Origin of the sequence: Aliiroseovarius marinus, assembly GCF_050881025.1 — a bacterium.
GTDB classification, from domain to species: domain Bacteria; phylum Pseudomonadota; class Alphaproteobacteria; order Rhodobacterales; family Rhodobacteraceae; genus Aliiroseovarius; species Aliiroseovarius marinus_A.
This window is the reverse complement of record NZ_JBNNXQ010000001.1, coordinates 910,832-929,554: the sequence shown is the minus strand read 5'-3', so window position 1 is coordinate 929,554 and position 18,723 is coordinate 910,832. Positions and strand designations below refer to the sequence as shown.

Here is an 18,723-nt window from a genome sequence, read left to right as displayed (position 1 = left end):
GATGACCCCTGGCATCGTCCTGATCATTCTGTCGGCGGCATTGCTGCACGCCACATGGAACACCATCGTGAAAACGGCGGGGGATCGGACGGCGACATTGGGGCTGGTGGCCTTGGGGCATGTGATCCCCGGTCTGGCGATGATTGCGGTGCTCCCGTTACCAGCAATAGAAAGCTGGCCTTACCTGCTGGCCTCAACGGTGATCCACTTCGGATATTTCTATATGCTGGGACAGGCCTACAAGCATGGCGACCTCAGCGTTGTCTATCCAATTGCCCGGGGCATTGTGCCGGCCTTGGTGTCGCTTTGGGCGATGCTTTTTGTGGGCGAAATTCTGCCCGCGCAAGCCTGGTTGGGCATTGCTTTGATTGCAGTGGCCATACAAGTGTCCAGCTGGACCGCGTTGCGCCACGGGGTTGGGCGGGCTGCCTTGTTTTTTGCCGTGGGCACCGGGATCTGCATTTCAGGATATTCGCTTGTTGATGGCGTCGGGGTACGCCTTTCCGGCCAAACCCTAAGCTATTGGGCATGGCATTCGGTTTTACATATTTTCATCACCGGGTTCGTGGCGATCCGGCGCGGGCGCGCGATGTTTTCGCTGCCCCTGCGCAGCTGGGTCATCGGGATGTTGGGCGGCGGCGTATCGATGGTCGCATATGGTCTGGTGCTCTATGCCAAGAACTTTGCGCCCTTGGGCGCGGTGTCCGCGCTTAGGGAAACCTCGGTCATTTTTGCGGCGTTGATCGGGTTTCTCTTTCTGAAAGAAGGCAACTGGAAACGACGCCTGATGGCGGCCTGTCTGATGGCATCAGGTGTGGCATTGATCGGCCTTTCAATCTGACAGAGGAGGGAATCCGACACAGAGGAATGTTGACAGATAGCGCAAACACGTCCGACACTTACATGCGTTCTGCAAACTGGATTGTCATGAAATCGATTCTAAAATCGAGAACAATGTCCGGGTGTGGGCTAAAAACGAGCCACATAAAACGCGCAGTTGAGTCGGGGTGCAAATAAGAAAGAAGGGTGAAATCGTGCATCCAGATAGGCATTTATTGCCGTCGCACCTTGGAACTCCTTCCATCTGGACTGATCGGGCAGAGGTAGCTGGTGCTATTTTGACCGATCTTTATGTCAAAGACTGACTGCATAACAAAAGACGACAAAACCAACGGGAGAAAACCATGACAACAGAGACCAAATTCAGCCGCCGCTCGGTGCTGAAAGGCGCGACCACGATGGGGGCAGCGGCACTGGCCACGCCTCTCTACGTGAAAAACGCGCTGGCATCGTCGGGCGAGATCAACATCCTGATGTGGTCGGACTATCTGCCGCCCGAATTCATCGCAGGGTTCGAAGGCGAGACCGGCATCAAGGTGAACTACACCGGCATTGGCTCGAACGAAGAAATCATCAACAAGATGAAAGCGACCAAGGGTCAGGGCTTTGACATCGTATCGCCGACCAACAACCGCTCGCTGCAGTGGGGGCCGCTTGAACTGCTGAAACCATTCGACCTGTCGAAAGTGAACATTGACGCGGTGAACCCGGCGATGGCGAAAATCGGCACCGACGCATGGAACTTCGGTGACGCGGGCGCCCATTGGCTGCCGCATATCTGGGGCACGGAAGGTATCGCTTATCGCACCGACAAATGGCTGCCCTCGGGCGACGCGCCCAGCTATGGCGACGTCTGGTCGGAAGAAAACGCAGGCAAGACCATGGGGCGCGCCCACTCGATGATGCTGGGGGCTGGCCTTTACATGGAAGCCTCGGGCGAGATGGAGCCGGGCTCGGTCTGGGCCGCCTACAACGACGAAGACACCATGCGCAAGGTTTGGGGTCAGATCGCCGATTGGTGTATCGCACGCAAGAACCGCATCAAGCTGATCTGGAACGACGCTGACACCCAGAAGAACGGTCTTCTGAACGAAGGCGTCGTGGTTGGTCAGACCTGGGATGGTCCGCCGCTGGCCCTGAAATCGGCAGGTGAGCCGGTGCATTATCAGGCACCTGTCGAAGGCGCGATGGCATGGGTGGACGGCATGTCGATGCCGGTTGGTGCCACCAATGAAGAGCAAGTCTATGCCTTCATCGACTATGCCTATCGCCAGCAGCCAGCCGGCAAGGCGATCGACAGCCACGGCTATAACTCGCCGGTTCTGGGTGCCGACACCCATTCGGGCGACACCTACAAGAAGAACTTCGCCGAAGCCTATCCGGGTGACAGCCTGGCCAACCTGAACCCCTGGCCTGCTGAAGCGCCTTGGTATGCCGACGTGCGCACCGAGTTCGTCAACAAGTTCAAGAGCGCCTAAGCGACTTGAAGATTGCGCGCCTCCGCCATGGGGTGGGGGCGCGTCACCAACCTGACTGAAACGTCTGAAAACGGTCGCACGCCTGATCTCAGCGCGTGATCGGCCTGTTCATGGGGAGAGACCATATGAGTGCCGGAGTAGGCGTCGATCTTGAAAACCTCTGGATCCGCTTTGGAGATTTCGTCGCCGTGCGCGACGCGAATGTGCACATCAAAGGGGGCGATTTCTTTTCGTTCCTCGGGCCATCGGGCTGCGGCAAGACCACGATCTTGCGCGCCGTTTCGGGTTTTCTTGAGCCCAGCGAAGGCAATGTGCTGATCGGGGGCAACAACATGCGTGGGATCGGGCCGAACAAACGCCCAACCGCGCTGATTTTCCAAAACCTCGCGCTGTTTCCCCTGATGAAAATCTGGGAAAACATCACGTTTTCGATGGAGATTGCCGGGGCTTCAGCCCGCGAACGTCGCAAGCGCGCAGACGAGCTTCTGGACATGATTGCGCTGCCCGGACAGGGCGACAAGCTGCCCAGCGAATTGTCAGGCGGCCAGCGTCAGCGTGTGGCGATTGCCCGTGCACTGTGCGCCGAACCGGACGTGCTGCTTCTGGACGAACCGCTGTCCGCGCTGGACCTGAAGCTGCGCCAACACATGCGCACCGAGCTGCGCGAGATTCAGCAGCGGGTGGGCATCACCTTCATCTACATCACGCACGATCAGGGCGAGGCGCTGACCATGTCGGACGACATCGCCGTGATGCGCGCAGGTGTGATCGACCAGATCGCCGATGGCAAAACCATCTACAACGATCCGGCGACCGCATTTGCCGCTAGTTTCGTGGGCGAAAACAACGTCTTCCGTGGCAAGGTGCTGGAGGTGCGTGACAACCACGCCCTGATCCGCACCAACCGTTCGGGCGATCTGCTGTCGCGCATTTCGACCGCCAATCACGGTAAGATGAAGGTCGGCGACGACGCTATGATGTTCATCCGCCCCGAGGCGCTTTCTCTGGCGCCGACCGGCACACAGGGCGACCATTTCGTCACCGCAAAAGTCACCCACGAGGAATTTGAAGGCAACAGCTTCAACATCTTCATGGAAGGCGACGGCGGCAAGGAACTGAAAGTTGCCATCCCCAATCACGGCCAGTCCTTCGATGACCATTCAGGCCAGGACATGACGCTGGAATACGAGGTCGACAACGCCGTTGCCGTCCCCGCCGGCGAATTGGCCGCGGAATAAGGAGTGGAGCGATGCCTAGTTTCCTGAAGGAATTCTTCAACCGGAACGGCACGCTGATGGGATCGTTGATGCTGGGTCTGGTCCTTTTCTGGACCATTGGCCTGATCATCCTGCCACAGCTGTCGATGCTGGACTTCTCGTTCCGACCAAACCTTCCCCCGCCCGAAATCGGTGGGCCGAAGGATGTCTATACGCTCGAGAACTACAAATACCTGATCTATGGCCCCGAAGGCGGGTCACAGGATTACAACGCGGTGGACTTGAAAGTATTCTTCCGCACCTTGGTGGCCGCCGTCTGTGTGACGCTGTTCAACCTGATCCTGTGCTATCCAATTGCCTATTATCTGGGCCAGACCAAGGGCAATCACATCCGCGTTTTCGCGCTGATGCTGATCATTCCCTACTGGATCAACGAGATTCTGCGGGCCTTTGCGCTGCGCATCATCTTTGGCGAAAGCGGCGTCATCAACACGCTGCTTGTGGGCACGGGGGTTTTCGACACGCCCTTTGACTTCATCCGCAATGACATCGCGCTTTATGCGGGTCTTGGGTATGCCTACATCCTTTTGATGATCTTCCCGATCTACAACGTGATCGAAAGCCTTGATCACAATCAGATCGAGGCCGCACGTGACCTTGGTGCACCCTGGTGGCGCATCCACAAGCGGGTGGTCATTCCCTACGCCAAACCGGGCATCAGCTCGGGCTGTACGATGGTGTTCATGCTGTCTGCAGGTGCGCTGGCCGCGCCGCAGATCCTTGGCGGGCCATCCTCGCTTTGGTTCACCCAGCTGATCTATCAGCAGTTCAACGACAACTCTGACTGGCCACAAGGTGCGGCCTACGCGATCGTTCTGCTTGTCACCTGTATCCTTCTGGTGCTGGCCTTGATGCGCGTGTTCAAAGTGAACATGGGGGATATCGGCAAATGACCTCTGATAAAATCATACGCGTCTCGATCTGGGTCTATCTGGGCATTTTCTTTGCCTATCTGCTGGGTCCGCTGGTCGTCATGTCGATCACGGCGTTCAACTCGCCCAGCTTCCCGCGGGCGGCCCCTTGGGAATGCCTGACCTTCGAATGGTTCTCAGCGCTGTTTCAGGACGAACGTATCCTGAACGGGATCAAGAACTCGATCCTTGTGGGGATGGGCACCGTGGTCATGTCGGTCGCCATGGGTCTGGCGGGGGCACTGATGCTGACGCAGATCTGGCCCAAGCTTCGGGCGACCTACTACACGATCATCATCGCACCGATCCTTATTCCGGGCGTTGTGATCGGTATCTCGACACTGGTGTTCTGGGATCGGATCAACCGGATGCTTGGACTGGGCGCGGACAGCTTCCTGTCGAACGGGCTGTTTCTGACCATCATCGGTCAGTCCACCTTTATTGCCAGCTATTGCATGCTGGTCCTGGTGGCCCGTCTTCAGCGCTATGACATTGCGCTGACCGAGGCGGCGTTGGACCTGGGTGCCACACATGCTCAGGCGTTCCGCAAGGTGCTGATGCCCTTCATGATGCCCGCGATCCTGTCGGCGGCGGTGCTGGCGTTCCTCGCTTCGTTCGAGAACTACAACACCACCACCTTCACCTTCGGGGAATACCCGACGCTGACGATCGAACTGGCCCAAAAGGTCCGTTACGGGATCACCCCGGCGATCTCGGCGCTGGCCTTCATGATCGTGGCTTTGACGGTGTTCTTCGCGCTTTTGAACGAAGCCAACATCAAGCGCAAAGCGATGATTGCGGATGCGCGCAAGGATGCCACAGTGGGCGAGCTTGCAGGCAAGATCGAGGTGCCCGGCATCATCAGCCGCAACCCGGCTGCCATCGCGCTGATCGTGCTTTTGATCGGAACGGTGACGGTGATTGGCTCTGCCATGACCTATAGCCCCGCGCAATGTATCGCCGGTGTGCAGGAGCAAAAGCGCATCGAGACCGAGAAGCGCATTCAAGAGCTGAAGGACAAGCGTGCCAAGGACGCCGCCGAGAAGGCCGCGAAAGAAGGCGCCGAGGGCGGGGCTGTGACGTCTGCACCCAAGCCGTCCAACAACTCGGGCTTCGGCAACGTCTTTGCCCCAAGCACCTTGCAAGAGGACGAAGGCGCGGCACCTGAAGCCGGATCGTCAAACAATTCCGGTTTCGGAAACGTGTTCGATCCAAATGCGTTGAACAGCGACGACAACTAGCGGCGCTGCGACCCAAAACAGGAAAGGCCCGGCATCACGCCGGGCCTTTTCACGTTTGGGTCGGTTGGATCAATCGTCCAGCTTGCGCGCCTCGTCCACCAGCATCACCGGAATGCCACCCCGGATCGGGAAAGCCAGCTTCGCGGCTTTCGACACCAGCTCCTGCGCCTGAGCGTCATAGCTCAGCGGCGTCTGGGTGACGGGGCAGACCAATGCCTCGATCATGCGACGGTCAAAACCTTGCGTTTCAGTCATTGTATTTTCTCCTCTCCCTGTCCTTTTCGCAGGGCAAATTCCATCAGCGTGACCAGCGTTTCACGACGGGTGGTCAGAGATGGCGCCTCTAAGAGCGCCTGTTTGTCAGCCGGGTCAAACGGGCAGAGCATCGACAGCGCGTTGACCAACAACTCGTCTTCGGCGGATTGCAGGCTGTCCCAGTCAGTCTGCAGCTCTTCCAGATCAAAATACCGCGTCAGAAGGTCCAGAAACCCCGTGCGGTCCATCTGTTGATCATGCTCGGCGGCACCCAGATCGGCATGAAAGCTCGCCCAGTCCATGCCCGCGCAAAGATAGGGCGTGAAACCCTGTTCGACCTTGCCCACCCGAAACCGAGATACGCCAGTCAACGTCACCATATAGCGCCCATCCTCGGTCTCGGTGAATGATGTAATCCGCCCGGCACAGCCGATGGATTGCAGCCGCGTGTTGATGCCGCATTCCTCGCCGATGGGCTGAATCATCGCAATCATCCGACCCGGTGTCTTCAGCGCATCATCCACCATCGCAAGGTATCGCGGTTCGAAAACATGCAAGGGCAAGCGGCCGCGCGGCAAGAGCAGCGCGCCCGAAAGAGGGAAGAGCGGCAGAGTGTCAGGCAGGTCAGCGTGAGAGATCATAAAACCAGTCTAGCGCGACCTTGCCCGTCATACAAAGATCATCGACGACAGTTTGCGACGCCCAGTCAGTGCGATGGGATCCTTGGCGTCCAGCGCGTCGAAAATCGTGAAAAGCTGGGTCTTGGCCGCGGCATCGTTCCATTCGCGGTCACGGCGAAACAGCTCGAGCAGCTCATCGACGGCACCCTGCACATCGCCAGCCGCATTCATCGCCACGGCCAGATCAAAGCGGGACTGGTGGTCATCGGGGTTGGCATCAACAGCGGCGCGCAGCTCGGCCACGGGGCCGGCGCTTTCAGCCTGACGGGCCAGCTCGATCTGGGCGCGCACGGCCTCCAGCTCGGGCGCATCGGCAATCTCGGCCGGGGCTCCGTTCAGCGTGGCTTCGGCGTCATCGGGCTTGTCGGCGGCCAGATGGCAGCGGGCCAGACCCGCAAAGGCAGGGGCCGAATTGGGGTCTTCTTCCAAGATCGCCGCATAGGTCTGGGCGGCGTCCTGAACCTCGCCCGCTTCAAGCATTTCGTCAGCTGCGGCAATCGCATCGGCCAGACCGCCGTCCCCACCAAGGGCCGCGACCTTGTCAACGAAGGCTTTGATTTCGCTGGGGGGCAACGCACCCTGAAACCCATCGGCGGGCTGACCCTGCCAGAAGGCATAGACAGTCGGAATGGATTGCACGCGCATCTGGCCGGCAATCATCTGGTTCTCGTCCACGTTCACCTTGACCATGCGCACTTTGCCGCCAGCCTCGGTCACAGCCGCTTCCAGTGCGGGGCCAAGTGTTTTGCACGGGCCACACCAAGGCGCCCAGAAATCGACGATGATCGGAACTTCTTGCGACGCTTCGACCACGTCCTGCATGAAGGTTGCTTCGCTTACATCCTTGATCAGTTCCACGCCGTCCGGCGCGCCGCCCAGTTCGAATTCCATGATTTTGGCTCCGTTAATTCCTTGGGGTCTATATGAACCCTGCGCGCCCGGGTTTAAAGGTCAAACGTCGCGAAGACCGGCGCATGGTCCGACGGTTTTTCCCACCCGCGCGCCGCACGCAGGACACGTGACCCATGACCCGCTTTCGAGATATCACCCGTTGCCCAGATATGATCCAGACGACGGCCCTTGTCCGCCGCATCCCAGTCTTTCGCCCGATAGGACCACCAGCTGTAAAGCTGGCCTTCGGGGATATCCTGCCGGGTGACGTCGACCCAACCGGCGGCGTCCTGAACTTCGGCTAGGGCCTCGACTTCGACGGGTGTGTGGCTAACGACTTTCAGAAGCTTCTTGTGGTCCCAGACATCATCTTCACGCGGGGCAATATTCAGATCACCCACAAGGATCGATTTTTGTGGTTTCTCACGTCCAAAATGGTCGCGCATATCTGTCAGGTAATCGAGCTTCTGGCCAAATTTCTCGTTCACCTCACGGTCTGCGACATCGCCACCTGCAGGGACATAGAAATTATGCACCGTCACGCCATTTTCCAATTGCCCGGCAATATGGCGGGCGTGACCGAGGTCGGCAAAATCAAAACTTTCAGCCTCGACCATCGGGATGCGCGACAGGATTGCGACGCCGTTATAACCCTTCTGCCCGCGCGCCACCATGTGGGTGTAGCCCAGCGCCTTGAAGCCTTCGAGCGGTATCTTGTCCACCGGGCTTTTGCATTCCTGAAGGCAGAGCACATCGGGCGCCTCGTCCTCGAGAAGCTTCAGGACAATCGGCTCGCGCAGACGAACCGAATTGATGTTCCAGGTGGCCAGGGTGAAGCTCATGATATCCTCCGGTTTCGCGCGTTTGAGGCGACCCTACACCGAGAAACATAGGGTGAACAGGGGCGAGTTTCATCCCGCCCCCTTTCATCAGGCATAGGACACGACTTCCCATTCAACGCCATCGTGATCGTCGAAATAAAAGCGTTTGCCTGGTTCATAGTCCCCGTGATTATGCGGCTTGAACCCGGCGGCTTTGGCGCGCGCTTCGACCGCGTCAATGTCATCGACAACAACACCCACATGGTTCAACCCAGCGCGGGTTGTATAGGAATGCTGTGGGTCTTTTACCGCCATATTCGGCGTGTATAGAGCCACATAGCTGTCTTCATCGCCCACATGGGCCGTGTATCCACCCGACATCGCATCCCCCTCCCAGCGGATCTTCCATCCGAACACGGCGCCCAGCCATGCGGCGGTCGCCTTGGGGTTCGATACAGTCACATTCACATGCTCCAGATTTGCCATTTTGGCCTCCTTGATCTTTGGTGCGACTCGGTTGATAATTCCTAAAGCTAACTTTAGCTCAAGCTTTTTCTTTCGGAGGATGCACATGGACCGCAGAAACGAGATTTCCATAGGCACCTTAGCCAATCGCACCGGGCTGGCCGTGTCTGCGATCCGGTACTACGAAACCCAAGGTTTGGTCGCGCCTGAACGCAATGCGGGTGGTCAGCGGCGGTTTCTTCGGTCTGACATCCGCCGCCTAAGCTTCGTGATGATCGCACAGAAGTTCGGCTTCACGTTGGACCGGATTCGCGACGTGCTGGGGCGCCTTCCCCAAAGCCGCACGCCCACCGCCAAGGACTGGACCGAAATCTCGCAAGACTTCCGCGCGGAACTCGATGAACAGATCGCAGCCCTGACCCGCCTGCGTGATAAGCTGGACGGTTGCATAGGCTGCGGCTGTCTATCACTGGACCGTTGCGCGCTTTACAACCCGGATGATGTGGCAGCGGATAAAGGCGCAGGACCGCGGTATTTGATGGGGGATGAGGCCGTGAGGCCGGAGGCATAGAGAGCTCTGGCGAAAACACAGCAGAGTTCGGATACCTTCCTGTGAAAGAAAAACCGGGCCACGAGGGCCCGGCCAGTCTTGCAGGGAGGAATGTGCCCATAACCCCAGGCACAAGGGAACTTCAGGCGTTCAGCCGATACCCGCCGCTTTCTGTCACCAACAGACGTGCGTTCGAGGGATCAGGCTCGATCTTCTGACGCAGGCGATAGATGTGGGTTTCCAGCGTGTGGGTGGTGACACCGGCGTTGTAGCCCCAGACCTCGTGCAAGAGCACGTCTCGCGCCACAACTCCGTCGTTTGAGCGATAAAGAAACTTCAGAATGTTCGTCTCTTTTTCGGTCAGACGCACCTTGCGGTCATCTTCGGTCACCAGCATTTTCACGGACGGCTTGAACGTATACGGCCCAAGCTGGAAAACGGCATCTTCGGATTGTTCGTGCTGGCGCAGCTGGGCGCGAATACGGGCCAGAAGCACCGGGAATTTGAAGGGTTTGGACACGTAGTCATTGGCGCCTGCGTCCAGCCCCAGAATAGTGTCGGCGTCGGTATCATGTCCCGTCAGCATCAGGATCGGGCATTTTACACCCTGCTTGCGCATCACGCGGCACAGCTCGCGCCCATCCGTGTCGGGCAGCCCCACGTCAAGGATCACCAGATCATAGAGCGCTTCTTTGGACTTGGTGATTGCTTCGGCCCCGTTTCCGGCTTCGAACACGTCAAAGTCTTCGGTCATCAGAAGCTGTTCAGCCAAAGCGTCGCGCAGATCTTCGTCATCATCAACCAGCAAAATCTTCTTCAGTGTGGACATGGTGCCCTCCTTCGTCGTGTTGACATCAGATTTGTGGGCGCGCACGAAAATGACAAGAGTTGCTACATTTCCCTCACGCCCTCGTGTCAATTCGCCGGGAAATGTTTCATATCGTGTCAGAACCGCCTATCTAAGGGCAACGAGGATGACCATGACGCTTGCCCCAGACCAGACCGAACTGATTGCCCGCGCCCGTGCTGATTTACGCATGGGTGTGCCGGTGGCGCTGCATCTGGACGGGCGTTGGGTGATCGCAGCGGCAGCCGAGACCTTATCTGCCGGGCGGCTGGACAACCTGCGCGCGCTTGGCGATGCCACCCTGGCCATCACCCCGCGCCGGGCCGAAACCCTGAAAGCACGCGCATATTCCGACCGTGTGGCCCGGATCGAGCTGCCCAGAGAAGCAGACACTGCTTGGATAACCGCTGTGGCCGACCCGGCGGATGATCTGTCCAACCCAATGAAAGGTCCGTTTCGCACCTGCCGGGGTGGGGATGACAGGTTAGAGGCGCAAGCGATCGCGTTGTGTAAATCCGCCCAGCTTTTGCCCTCGGCTTTGGTAATTGCGACCAACGAGGCACCATCACTTGCCGCCACAAACGCGCTGACGGCAATTCAACTGAATGCAGACACTCTGCGGGAATTGTCGCTGGCACCGGTTGTACATGCCCGTCTGCCCATCAGCGTGAGCGAAGCAGGTCGGTTACATATCTTCCGCCCACAGGACGGAGGTGAAGAGCATTATGCCGTCGAAATCGGCCGCCCCTCGCGCGACGAAGCGGTGCTTGCGCGCCTGCACTCGGCCTGTTTCACCGGAGATGTTCTGGGCAGCCTGAAATGCGATTGCGGCCCACAGCTTCATGGCGCCCTTGGTGCCATGGGGAAAGAAGGCGCGGGCGTTCTGCTTTACCTCAACCAAGAAGGGCGCGGCATTGGGCTGGCTAACAAGATGCGCGCCTATTCTCTACAGGATCAGGGCTTCGACACGGTCGAGGCCAATCATCGTTTGGGCTTTGAAGATGATGAACGTGATTTCCGCATCGGGGCAGAAATCCTGAAATCCCTGGGTTTCACGAAGGTGCGGTTGATGACCAATAACCCACGCAAAGTGACGATGATGGAGGCCACGGGCATCAAAGTCACGGACCGCGTGCCGTTGAAAGTGGGCGAGGGTGCGCATAACGCCGCATATCTGGCCACCAAAGCCGCGAAATCCGGACATCTCCTGTGACCCCGCGACGCCATGATATGGTCGTCACGCGCTGGGGTGCACGTTTCATGGGGCGCCGGTTTCCCGTATCAATCGGCCGCGGCGGCATGACTGACGATAAATGCGAGGGGGATGGCGCCACACCACGTGGCATCTGGCGGCTGGTGGGGGGGAAATACCGTTCAGATCGCGTGACTCATCCAGATGGGATGATGTGCCTGGACCCGATTGCACCCGATGATATCTGGTCAGATGACCCTTCTGACACAAGCTACAATCACCCGCTCCGTGCTGCCAGTTATCCGATGAGCCACGAGAAGCTGCACATGACGGCGCGCCTGTACGATGTTGTGCTGTATAGTGACTGGAACTTCCCAAATGCAGTTCCTCTGCGCGGGTCGGCCATCTTTGTCCACCAATGGCGCAAACCACGCCACCCTACGGCGGGCTGCCTTGCCTTTGCGCCAAAAGACTTGCGCTGGATTTTGGCGCGTTGGACACCACAAAGCCGGATATTCGTCCGTTAAGAATCTGCGCGATCTCTATTTTCTTGTCCCAAATACCTTGGAGTGAATGCGCGTCCGCGCAGAGGGGCAAAGCCCCTAGCCATAGTCCCTGGCGCCAAATATCGCAGATCCCACACGGACATAGCTCGCACCTTGCGCAACGGCCCGCTCAAAATCACTGCTCATTCCCATGGACAGTCCGGACAGGTCATGCCGCTTCGCGAGCTTGGCCAAAAGCGCGAAATGAAGACTGGGTTCCTCGTCTGATGGTGGGATACACATCAGACCTTCAATGGGCAGCTTCAGCTCATCGCACAATTCGACCAACTCACCCAATCCTTCCGGCAATACACCTGCCTTCTGGGGCTCTTCACCTGTGTTCACTTGTATGAACAACCGGGGGCAAGACCCCTCTTCCTGAGCGATACGTGCGATTGCACGAACAAGCTTTGGACGATCAACTGTCTGAATGACGTCAAAAAGCCCCATAGCTTGCCGGGTTTTGTTGGTTTGAAGCGGGCCTATCAGGTGAAGCTCGATGCCGTCGAACTTCTCTTTCAGGTCAGGCCACTTGCCCGCCGCTTCCTGCACCTTGTTTTCGCCAAACACGCGATGCCCTTCGTCCAGAACCGCGACCACACGGTCCAACGGCTGCACCTTGGACACGGCAATTAATTGTGTAGACCCCGGCGCACGGCCCATTCGGGCCTCTTCCTTGGCGATGTGGTCCTGAATGTCTGAAAGAGCCATGGGTCATCCTGTCGTTTCTTCAATAACAGATGTCCCAAAAGAAAAGAGCGGGCGCAAGGCCCGCTCTTCCCTTACCAAATAATCCGTTAGGATTAGAAGGTCATGATGATGCCGAGGTCAGCAACGGTCACGCCGCCAACTTCACCAACACCGGCGTTAACCGAAGCGCCGCCGCCCAGGTCGTAGGCAACGCCCAGACCCCAAGCGTCAGCCGAAGCGCCGGCTACGTCAACTTCCGAGTAAGCAGCCGAAACGGTAGCAGCGCCCATGGTGTAGGCAGCGTGCAGGCCGTATGCGGTGATGTCGTTGTCGCTGTTGCGCGAGTACAGAGCGTTCACAGCGAAGTCAGCGATTGCACCGCCAGCTTTCACGTGGATCGTGCTCGAACCGTCAGCAATGTCGTCGTAACCCAGGCCGAAGTTGTAGTCGCCCATGGCGTAGGTAGCAGCGATCGAGAACTGCTCGGTGCCGTTCATGTCGTACGACAGAGCAACGCCGAAGTCACCGAAGGTGCCTTTGTACATGATGTTGCCAACGTCAGCAGCGTCGATCAGAGCTTCTGCAACGTTGTCTACACCCAGACCCGAGTAACCGATGTCCGACAGACCCAGGGTGTCGTCAACAGCCGAACCAACAGCGCCAACGCTCAGGTTGCCGAAGCCACCTTCGATGAACACTTCGGTGTCACCAACTGCGGTTGCACCGCCGTCCATGGTGATGTCGAAGTCAGCGCCGAACGACAGGCCACCATCGGTTTCGCCACGCATGGCAACCGACAGGGTGGTGTAGTAATCAGGTGCCCACTCGTCGGCAGCGCCGTCGGTGTAGACAAAGCCGAAGCCGGCTTCACCCGAGAAGCTTACTTCAGCGGCGGCGATGCCAGCCGATGCGACCAGAGCGGTCGAAGCGAAGAGAATCTTTTTCATTTCGTTTTCCCTCATGTTTCAAGAGTTCGCCTCAATTCAGGGGAATCCGAATTGAGTATGCTTGGGTAATTCCATCTTTCAGGCGGTCATTGCAAGCAGACTGAAACCGTAAATTGGATTGCGGAAGGCATTGGTGCTTCTATGCCACAGTTTTTCCCGCCAAACTCTACAAGCCCCGGAAATTCGCGTGAAATCCCTAATTTCACGCTTGTTTCGCAGCCGCAAAAACGCTTGCCCGTTGCCGACCCCTTATATACTAACAAGAAGAAATCGGGAAACGGGGCATTTTTCATGCGCATCGTGAAGACTTTTGCATCAGGCATCGCACTGGTTGCTGTGCTGGGCTTGGCTGCTTGTAGCGGCGGAAGCGGTTCAGCCGGATCGGGTAATATCTTTGGTGGTGGATCTGGCAACCAAAAACAGTCAACTGGCGGCCTACGGCACCAGCCAAAGCCTGAAGAAAAGCGTGAAACCATCTGGGATTTGTTCACGAATGTAGACGATCCCAACACAACGGTCGAAGTGAATCGCTACATCTGGAATGCCTCTTTGGACGTTCTGAGCTTTATGCCGGTACAGGCCGCTGACCCGTTCTCAGGCATCATTGTCTTCGGATATGGCCGCCCATCCGGTGGCGGCACGGCGCATAAGGCCACAGTCTATGTCCGTGATCCCGCACTAGACGCGCGGTCGCTTTCAGTTGCGCTTTATACCCGCAGTGGGCCGGCCAGTGCAGAAGCCGTGCGCAAGGTCGAAGATGCAATCCTGACCCGTGCGCGCCAGCTGCGCATTCGTGACGGTAAACTCTAGACCCGAAACGATCAGACTTATAAGACATGCGCCGGGCCCCTCGCCCGGCGTTTTCACATCAAGGACCTGACGAATGTCGCGATACACTGCCGCCGATATCGAACCGAAATGGCAAAAAGCCTGGCACGAGGCTGGAATATTCACCGCCAAGCGCGATGAAACCAAGCCCAAATACTATGTGCTTGAGATGTTCCCCTATCCGTCAGGTCGTATCCATATGGGCCACGTGCGCAACTATACGATGGGCGACGTGATCTCGCGGTATAAGTCATCTTGCGGCTTCTCGGTTCTGCACCCGATGGGCTGGGACGCGTTCGGGATGCCCGCCGAAAACGCGGCAATGGCGCAGGGTGGCCACCCCGGCACATGGACCTACGACAACATCAAGACCATGAAAGGTCAGATGCGCCCGCTGGGTCTGTCGATTGACTGGAGCCGTGAATTTGCCACCTGTGACCCGGAATATTACGGCCAGCAGCAGGCGATGTTCATCGATTTCATGGAGAAAGGGCTGGTTTACCGCAAGAACGCCACGGTGAACTGGGACCCGGTCGACATGACGGTTCTGGCCAATGAACAAGTGATCGACGGCTGCGGCTGGCGCTCGGGTGCGCCGGTGGAACGTCGCGACCTGACGCAGTGGTTCTTCAAGATCTCGGATTATTCGGGTGAACTGCTGGATGCGCTGGACGGTTTGGACAACTGGCCCGAGAAAGTGCGCACCATGCAGGCCAACTGGATTGGCCGCAGCCAAGGTTTGCAGTTCTCCTTCGAGCGCGTGGATGGTGGCGACGGGATCGAGGTCTATACGACGCGCCCCGACACGCTGTTGGGCGCGAGCTTCGTCGGTATCTCACCCGATCACCCGATTTCCAAGGCGCTCGAGGCGGAAAACCCCGAGATTGCCGCGCAGCTGGTCGAAATGCGCAAGGGAGGCACCACCGCCGAAGCCATCGAAACCGCCGAAAAGCTGGGGTATGACACCGGCATTCGCGTGAAACACCCGCTGAACCCCGATTGGGAGCTGCCCGTCTGGATCGCCAACTTCATCCTGATGGATTACGGCACCGGCGCGATTTTCGCCTGCCCAGCGCACGATCAGCGCGATTTGGACTTCTGCCGGAAGTATGACCTGCCGGTCGTTGACACGTTCCTGTCGCTGGACGATCCGAAGCCCGTTGAAGACGAAGCCTTCGTGCCGCCGAAAACCGAGAAGGTGAAATGGGTCGACCATTTCGCCGGTCTGGACGAGGCCACCGGGGAAGAGGCGATCGACGCAACCGTCAAATTCGCCGAAGACGCCGGCTGGGGCACAGGTGTCGAGAAATTCCGCCTGCGCGATTGGGGCCTGAGCCGCCAGCGATATTGGGGTTGCCCGATTCCCGTCATTCACTGCGACGATTGCGGTGTTGTGGCCGAAAAGAAAGAGAACCTGCCGGTCAAACTGCCCGAGGATGTCAGCTTCGACACCCCCGGCAACCCGTTGGACCGTCACCCGACCTGGCGTGATTGTGCCTGCCCATCCTGCGGCAAGCCCGCCAAGCGTGAAACGGACACGATGGACACGTTTGTCGATTCGTCTTGGTACTTCGCGCGCTTCACCTCGCCCAATGCGGCGACGCCGACCGATCTGGAGGAGGCCTCCTATTGGATGAATGTCGACCAGTATATTGGCGGCATTGAGCACGCGATCCTGCACCTGCTCTATTCGCGCTTCTTCGCCCGCGCGATGAATATCTGCGGCCACCTGCCAGAAAAAGCACGTGAGCCGTTCAACGCACTGTTCACCCAAGGCATGGTGACCCACGAAATGTACGTAGGTTCTGAAAAGATCGAGGCTGGCGAAGATGCTGAAACAGCAGATGGCACTTCTGCCAAACTGGTCTGGCATGCACGTCCTGTATATTATTACCCAGAAGACGTCGTCCGCTTTGAGGATTCCGGAAAGCCAATGGCTTTTTCAAAGAAAGACATCGAAGAGGAAGGTCTCGATCCCAATGACACGTCATCACTCATTAGATGGTGGCGCGCGCAAGATGAGCTAGATCCGTCTGATGAACCCAAACGATTGCGTGTTTATCCTTCGGCCAAGATGTCGAAATCGAAATGCAATGTCGTTGACCCGGTGAACATCATCGAAGCCTTCGGCGCGGATACCGCCCGTTGGTTCGTCCTGTCCGATTCGCCCCCTGAACGTGACGTGGAATGGACCGCATCCGGTGCAGAAGCCGCCGCGAAGCATTTGGCCCGCGTTTATGCGACCGCGGTGAAAATCGCCGATATGGATGACGCGGACGGCAACGATGAAGAGCTTCTGCGCGCCATGCACAAAGCCATCCATGACGTGACCATGGGCATCGAAAGCTTCGGCTTTAACGCAGCCATCGCCAAGCTTTACGCCTTCCAGAACGCCATTTCGAAATCGAAAGCAGGCGGCAAGGCGCAAAAGCAAGCGATGCGCACCATGGCGCAGCTGATGTCGCCCATGACGCCGCACCTGTCCGAGGAAATCTGGTCGATGCTGGGCGGCGAATGTCTGGTGGCGCAGGCCGCATGGCCCGTCGCCGACGAAGCCATGTTGGTCGAGGATACCGTGACCCTGCCGATCCAGATCAACGGCAAACGCCGTGCGGAAATCAGCGTGCCCAAAGACATGGACAAGTCCGAGGTTGAAAAACTCGCGCTGGCCGAGGATGCTGTTGTCAGGGCGCTGGATGGTAAGGCCCCGAAGAAAGTCATCGTTGTTCCGGGACGTATTGTGAATGTCGTGGTCTGATCGCCGCAAGTTTTTGAAATTCTTTGCCGTTGCAAGCGTGATCTCTGGCTGCGGATTCACCCCGGCCTATGCACCCGGAGGCTCGGCAGACGGATTGCGCGGCGCGGTCAGCGTCGCAGAACCCAGTGACGCCAACAGCTATGAGTTCGTGAAGCAACTGGAAACCCGGTTGGGGCGCAATCTGTCCGCGCCTTACCGTCTTGACTACACGATTACCACGCGATCCGAAGGCGTCGGCATCACACCCCGGCAGGAAATCACCCGAACGCAGGTGTTGGGAGCTGTCGAGTTTACCGTGACCTCGGTCGCAAGTGGTGACGTGGTGCAACGCGGGAACATCTCGAATTTCACTTCTTATTCGACTGAAGGGTCAACCGTATCAACGGCCGCCGTCGAGCGGGACGCAAATCGTCGCCTGATGGTGTCATTGGCGGATCTTATGACGACCCGCTTCATCGCGACCTACGCGGATTGGGGCGCATGAAACTGGCAACGCGGGATGCCGCGCGGTATTTCGCGAAACCCGACCCCTCGCGCACCGGTGTTCTGATCTTTGGGTCAGATGCCATGCGCGTCGCGCTGAAGCGGCAAGAGTTGATTGCCAATCTGATCGGCCCCGAAGGCGAAGATGAAATGCGTCTGACACGCATTCCGGCTGCAGATTTGCGCAAGGACCCTGCCTTGCTGTCTGATGCGATCAAGGCACAGGGGTTCTTTCCCGGTCCACGCGTCGCCTTTGTCGAGGATGCAACCGATACGCTGACCAAAATCATCACCCCGGCAATTGCGGACTGGCAAGAGGGCGACGCGCAGGTTGTTGTGACAGCAGGCTCGCTGACCGCCCGATCAGCGCTGCGCAAGCTGTTTGAGGGCCATCCAAACGCCTATGCCGCCGGTATCTATGACGACCCGCCGTCGCGTGATGAAATCGAAGCCGATTTGAAACGGGCTGGCGTGGCGCAGGTAGACAGCGAGGCGATGAATGACCTGATGGGCTTGTCACGCGCTCTGGATCCGGGAGATTTCCGCCAGACGGTCGAGAAGCTGGGGCTTTACAAACTGTCAGATCCGTCACCGGTTACTCCCGACGATGTCTTGGCTGTGGCGCCTGCATCAACAGAAGCCGCACTGGATGATCTTCTGCACGTGGTGGCCGAGGGGCGCGCGGGTGAGATCGGCCCTATTCTTGCAAAACTGCAGGCTCAGGGCGTTGCTGCCGTTGGGCTGTGCATTGGCACCACGCGCCATTTCCGCGCGCTACATGCGGCCAGTTCGGACCCATCCGGTCCCGGGCAAGGCATCAATCGCTTGCGCCCTCCGGTGCATTTTAAGTCCCGTGATCGTATGGTCCGGCAGGCGCAGAAATGGGGGTTGAGGCGCCTGGAGCAAGCGCTTGAGGTCTTGATTGAGACCGATCTGACCCTTCGGTCCGCACAGAAAGCGCCTCAGATGGCGTTGATGGAGCGCACGTTGATCCGCTTGGCAATGATGGGTGGCCGGCGCTAAA

At 58.2% G+C, this 18,723-nt stretch carries 20 protein-coding genes; 12 read left to right on the top strand and 8 right to left on the bottom strand.

Annotation, left to right across the window (positions count from 1 at the left end):
* Nucleotide 1: 1 nt before the first annotated feature.
* The 5 genes from ACRY08_RS04410 to ACRY08_RS04390 all read left to right on the top strand — a co-directional run bounded on the left by ACRY08_RS04410 (nucleotide 2) and on the right by ACRY08_RS04390 (nucleotide 5,747).
* Nucleotides 2-841, top strand: coding sequence for an EamA family transporter (locus ACRY08_RS04410; protein WP_432448632.1), 840 nt, complete (start codon nucleotides 2-4; stop codon nucleotides 839-841).
* 343 nt (nucleotides 842-1,184) lie between these two features.
* Nucleotides 1,185-2,318: an ABC transporter substrate-binding protein gene (locus tag ACRY08_RS04405; protein WP_432448631.1), complete on the top strand. Its 1,134-nt coding sequence runs from the start codon at nucleotides 1,185-1,187 to the stop codon at nucleotides 2,316-2,318.
* Nucleotides 2,319-2,443: 125 nt separating this feature from the next.
* Nucleotides 2,444-3,556: an ABC transporter ATP-binding protein gene (locus tag ACRY08_RS04400; RefSeq protein ID WP_432448630.1), complete on the top strand. Its 1,113-nt coding sequence runs from the start codon at nucleotides 2,444-2,446 to the stop codon at nucleotides 3,554-3,556.
* Between the two features lie 11 nt (nucleotides 3,557-3,567).
* Nucleotides 3,568-4,488: an ABC transporter permease gene (locus tag ACRY08_RS04395; protein ID WP_432448629.1), complete on the top strand. Its 921-nt coding sequence runs from the start codon at nucleotides 3,568-3,570 to the stop codon at nucleotides 4,486-4,488.
* Nucleotides 4,485-5,747, top strand: a complete 1,263-nt coding sequence (locus ACRY08_RS04390; protein WP_432448628.1) for an ABC transporter permease — start codon at nucleotides 4,485-4,487, stop codon at nucleotides 5,745-5,747. The genes ACRY08_RS04395 and ACRY08_RS04390 overlap by 4 nt, the downstream gene beginning before the upstream one ends.
* A 69-nt stretch (nucleotides 5,748-5,816) precedes the next feature.
* On the opposite strand, the gene ACRY08_RS04385 is transcribed toward ACRY08_RS04390, so the two are convergent.
* From ACRY08_RS04385 to ACRY08_RS04365, 5 genes are all read right to left on the bottom strand, one after another.
* Nucleotides 5,817-6,002, bottom strand: a complete 186-nt coding sequence (locus tag ACRY08_RS04385) for a Trm112 family protein (protein WP_432448627.1) — start codon at nucleotides 6,000-6,002, stop codon at nucleotides 5,817-5,819.
* Entirely contained in the window at nucleotides 5,999-6,643 is a 645-nt protein-coding gene (locus tag ACRY08_RS04380; protein ID WP_432448626.1) for an LON peptidase substrate-binding domain-containing protein, read from the bottom strand. Before ACRY08_RS04380 ends, ACRY08_RS04385 begins: the two co-directional genes overlap by 4 nt.
* A 27-nt stretch (nucleotides 6,644-6,670) precedes the next feature.
* Complete coding sequence (gene trxA, locus ACRY08_RS04375; protein ID WP_432448625.1) at nucleotides 6,671-7,573, bottom strand: thioredoxin; 903 nt, start codon at nucleotides 7,571-7,573, stop codon at nucleotides 6,671-6,673.
* Nucleotides 7,574-7,626: 53 nt separating this feature from the next.
* The gene (locus ACRY08_RS04370) at nucleotides 7,627-8,415 is read right to left on the bottom strand and encodes an exodeoxyribonuclease III (protein ID WP_432448624.1); all 789 of its coding nucleotides are present in this window, start codon (nucleotides 8,413-8,415) and stop codon (nucleotides 7,627-7,629) included.
* A gap of 87 nt (nucleotides 8,416-8,502) precedes the next feature.
* Entirely contained in the window at nucleotides 8,503-8,880 is a 378-nt protein-coding gene (locus ACRY08_RS04365; protein ID WP_432448623.1) for a VOC family protein, read from the bottom strand.
* A gap of 85 nt (nucleotides 8,881-8,965) precedes the next feature.
* On the opposite strand from ACRY08_RS04365, the gene soxR reads away from it, so the two are divergent.
* Nucleotides 8,966-9,430: a redox-sensitive transcriptional activator SoxR gene (gene soxR, locus ACRY08_RS04360; RefSeq protein WP_432448622.1), complete on the top strand. Its 465-nt coding sequence runs from the start codon at nucleotides 8,966-8,968 to the stop codon at nucleotides 9,428-9,430.
* A gap of 121 nt (nucleotides 9,431-9,551) precedes the next feature.
* On the opposite strand, the gene ACRY08_RS04355 is transcribed toward soxR, so the two are convergent.
* On the bottom strand, nucleotides 9,552-10,238 hold the full coding sequence (locus ACRY08_RS04355) for a response regulator transcription factor (protein ID WP_133485480.1): 687 nt from the start codon (nucleotides 10,236-10,238) through the stop codon (nucleotides 9,552-9,554).
* Nucleotides 10,239-10,389: 151 nt separating this feature from the next.
* Between ACRY08_RS04355 and ribA the strand changes: the two genes are divergently transcribed.
* On the top strand, nucleotides 10,390-11,469 hold the full coding sequence (ribA, locus tag ACRY08_RS04350) for a GTP cyclohydrolase II (RefSeq protein ID WP_432448850.1): 1,080 nt from the start codon (nucleotides 10,390-10,392) through the stop codon (nucleotides 11,467-11,469).
* A gap of 17 nt (nucleotides 11,470-11,486) precedes the next feature.
* On the top strand, nucleotides 11,487-11,975 hold the full coding sequence (locus ACRY08_RS04345; protein ID WP_432448849.1) for a L,D-transpeptidase family protein: 489 nt from the start codon (nucleotides 11,487-11,489) through the stop codon (nucleotides 11,973-11,975).
* A 75-nt stretch (nucleotides 11,976-12,050) separates the two neighbouring features.
* Here the strand turns inward: ACRY08_RS04345 and ACRY08_RS04340 are convergent, their stop codons facing one another.
* Together ACRY08_RS04340 and ACRY08_RS04335 are read right to left on the bottom strand one after the other, a co-directional pair.
* Nucleotides 12,051-12,704 (bottom strand): YggS family pyridoxal phosphate-dependent enzyme, encoded by a 654-nt coding sequence (locus ACRY08_RS04340; protein ID WP_432448621.1) that lies wholly within the window; start codon nucleotides 12,702-12,704, stop codon nucleotides 12,051-12,053.
* Between the two features lie 92 nt (nucleotides 12,705-12,796).
* Nucleotides 12,797-13,630, bottom strand: a complete 834-nt coding sequence (locus tag ACRY08_RS04335) for a porin (RefSeq protein WP_432448620.1) — start codon at nucleotides 13,628-13,630, stop codon at nucleotides 12,797-12,799.
* Between the two features lie 291 nt (nucleotides 13,631-13,921).
* Between ACRY08_RS04335 and ACRY08_RS04330 the strand changes: the two genes are divergently transcribed.
* The 4 genes from ACRY08_RS04330 (at nucleotide 13,922) to holA (ending at nucleotide 18,722) form a co-directional block, all read left to right on the top strand.
* Nucleotides 13,922-14,440, top strand: coding sequence for a DUF3576 domain-containing protein (locus ACRY08_RS04330; protein WP_432448619.1), 519 nt, complete (start codon nucleotides 13,922-13,924; stop codon nucleotides 14,438-14,440).
* A 73-nt stretch (nucleotides 14,441-14,513) separates the two neighbouring features.
* Nucleotides 14,514-17,216, top strand: coding sequence for a leucine--tRNA ligase (gene leuS / locus ACRY08_RS04325; protein WP_432448618.1), 2,703 nt, complete (start codon nucleotides 14,514-14,516; stop codon nucleotides 17,214-17,216).
* Nucleotides 17,203-17,700: an LPS assembly lipoprotein LptE gene (locus ACRY08_RS04320; RefSeq protein ID WP_432448617.1), complete on the top strand. Its 498-nt coding sequence runs from the start codon at nucleotides 17,203-17,205 to the stop codon at nucleotides 17,698-17,700. The genes leuS and ACRY08_RS04320 overlap by 14 nt, the downstream gene beginning before the upstream one ends.
* Complete coding sequence (holA, locus tag ACRY08_RS04315; protein ID WP_432448616.1) at nucleotides 17,697-18,722, top strand: DNA polymerase III subunit delta; 1,026 nt, start codon at nucleotides 17,697-17,699, stop codon at nucleotides 18,720-18,722. Before ACRY08_RS04320 ends, holA begins: the two co-directional genes overlap by 4 nt.
* Nucleotide 18,723: the final 1 nt, after the last annotated feature.

Bases quoted from the DNA above. Each gene is read 5' to 3' on its own strand.
- ACRY08_RS04410 (WP_432448632.1), top strand. From the start codon at position 2: ATGACCCCTGGCATCGTCCTGATCATTCTGTCGGCGGCATTGCTGCAC.
- ACRY08_RS04405 (WP_432448631.1), top strand. From the start codon at position 1,185: ATGACAACAGAGACCAAATTCAGCCGCCGCTCGGTGCTGAAAGGCGCG.
- ACRY08_RS04400 (WP_432448630.1), top strand. From the start codon at position 2,444: ATGAGTGCCGGAGTAGGCGTCGATCTTGAAAACCTCTGGATCCGCTTT.
- ACRY08_RS04395 (WP_432448629.1), top strand. From the start codon at position 3,568: ATGCCTAGTTTCCTGAAGGAATTCTTCAACCGGAACGGCACGCTGATG.
- ACRY08_RS04390 (WP_432448628.1), top strand. From the start codon at position 4,485: ATGACCTCTGATAAAATCATACGCGTCTCGATCTGGGTCTATCTGGGC.
- ACRY08_RS04385 (WP_432448627.1), bottom strand. From the start codon at position 6,002: ATGACTGAAACGCAAGGTTTTGACCGTCGCATGATCGAGGCATTGGTC.
- ACRY08_RS04380 (WP_432448626.1), bottom strand. From the start codon at position 6,643: ATGATCTCTCACGCTGACCTGCCTGACACTCTGCCGCTCTTCCCTCTT.
- trxA (WP_432448625.1), bottom strand. From the start codon at position 7,573: ATGGAATTCGAACTGGGCGGCGCGCCGGACGGCGTGGAACTGATCAAG.
- ACRY08_RS04370 (WP_432448624.1), bottom strand. From the start codon at position 8,415: ATGAGCTTCACCCTGGCCACCTGGAACATCAATTCGGTTCGTCTGCGC.
- ACRY08_RS04365 (WP_432448623.1), bottom strand. From the start codon at position 8,880: ATGGCAAATCTGGAGCATGTGAATGTGACTGTATCGAACCCCAAGGCG.
- soxR (WP_432448622.1), top strand. From the start codon at position 8,966: ATGGACCGCAGAAACGAGATTTCCATAGGCACCTTAGCCAATCGCACC.
- ACRY08_RS04355 (WP_133485480.1), bottom strand. From the start codon at position 10,238: ATGTCCACACTGAAGAAGATTTTGCTGGTTGATGATGACGAAGATCTG.
- ribA (WP_432448850.1), top strand. From the start codon at position 10,390: ATGACGCTTGCCCCAGACCAGACCGAACTGATTGCCCGCGCCCGTGCT.
- ACRY08_RS04345 (WP_432448849.1), top strand. From the start codon at position 11,487: ATGGTCGTCACGCGCTGGGGTGCACGTTTCATGGGGCGCCGGTTTCCC.
- ACRY08_RS04340 (WP_432448621.1), bottom strand. From the start codon at position 12,704: ATGGCTCTTTCAGACATTCAGGACCACATCGCCAAGGAAGAGGCCCGA.
- ACRY08_RS04335 (WP_432448620.1), bottom strand. From the start codon at position 13,630: ATGAAAAAGATTCTCTTCGCTTCGACCGCTCTGGTCGCATCGGCTGGC.
- ACRY08_RS04330 (WP_432448619.1), top strand. From the start codon at position 13,922: ATGCGCATCGTGAAGACTTTTGCATCAGGCATCGCACTGGTTGCTGTG.
- leuS (WP_432448618.1), top strand. From the start codon at position 14,514: ATGTCGCGATACACTGCCGCCGATATCGAACCGAAATGGCAAAAAGCC.
- ACRY08_RS04320 (WP_432448617.1), top strand. From the start codon at position 17,203: ATGTCGTGGTCTGATCGCCGCAAGTTTTTGAAATTCTTTGCCGTTGCA.
- holA (WP_432448616.1), top strand. From the start codon at position 17,697: ATGAAACTGGCAACGCGGGATGCCGCGCGGTATTTCGCGAAACCCGAC.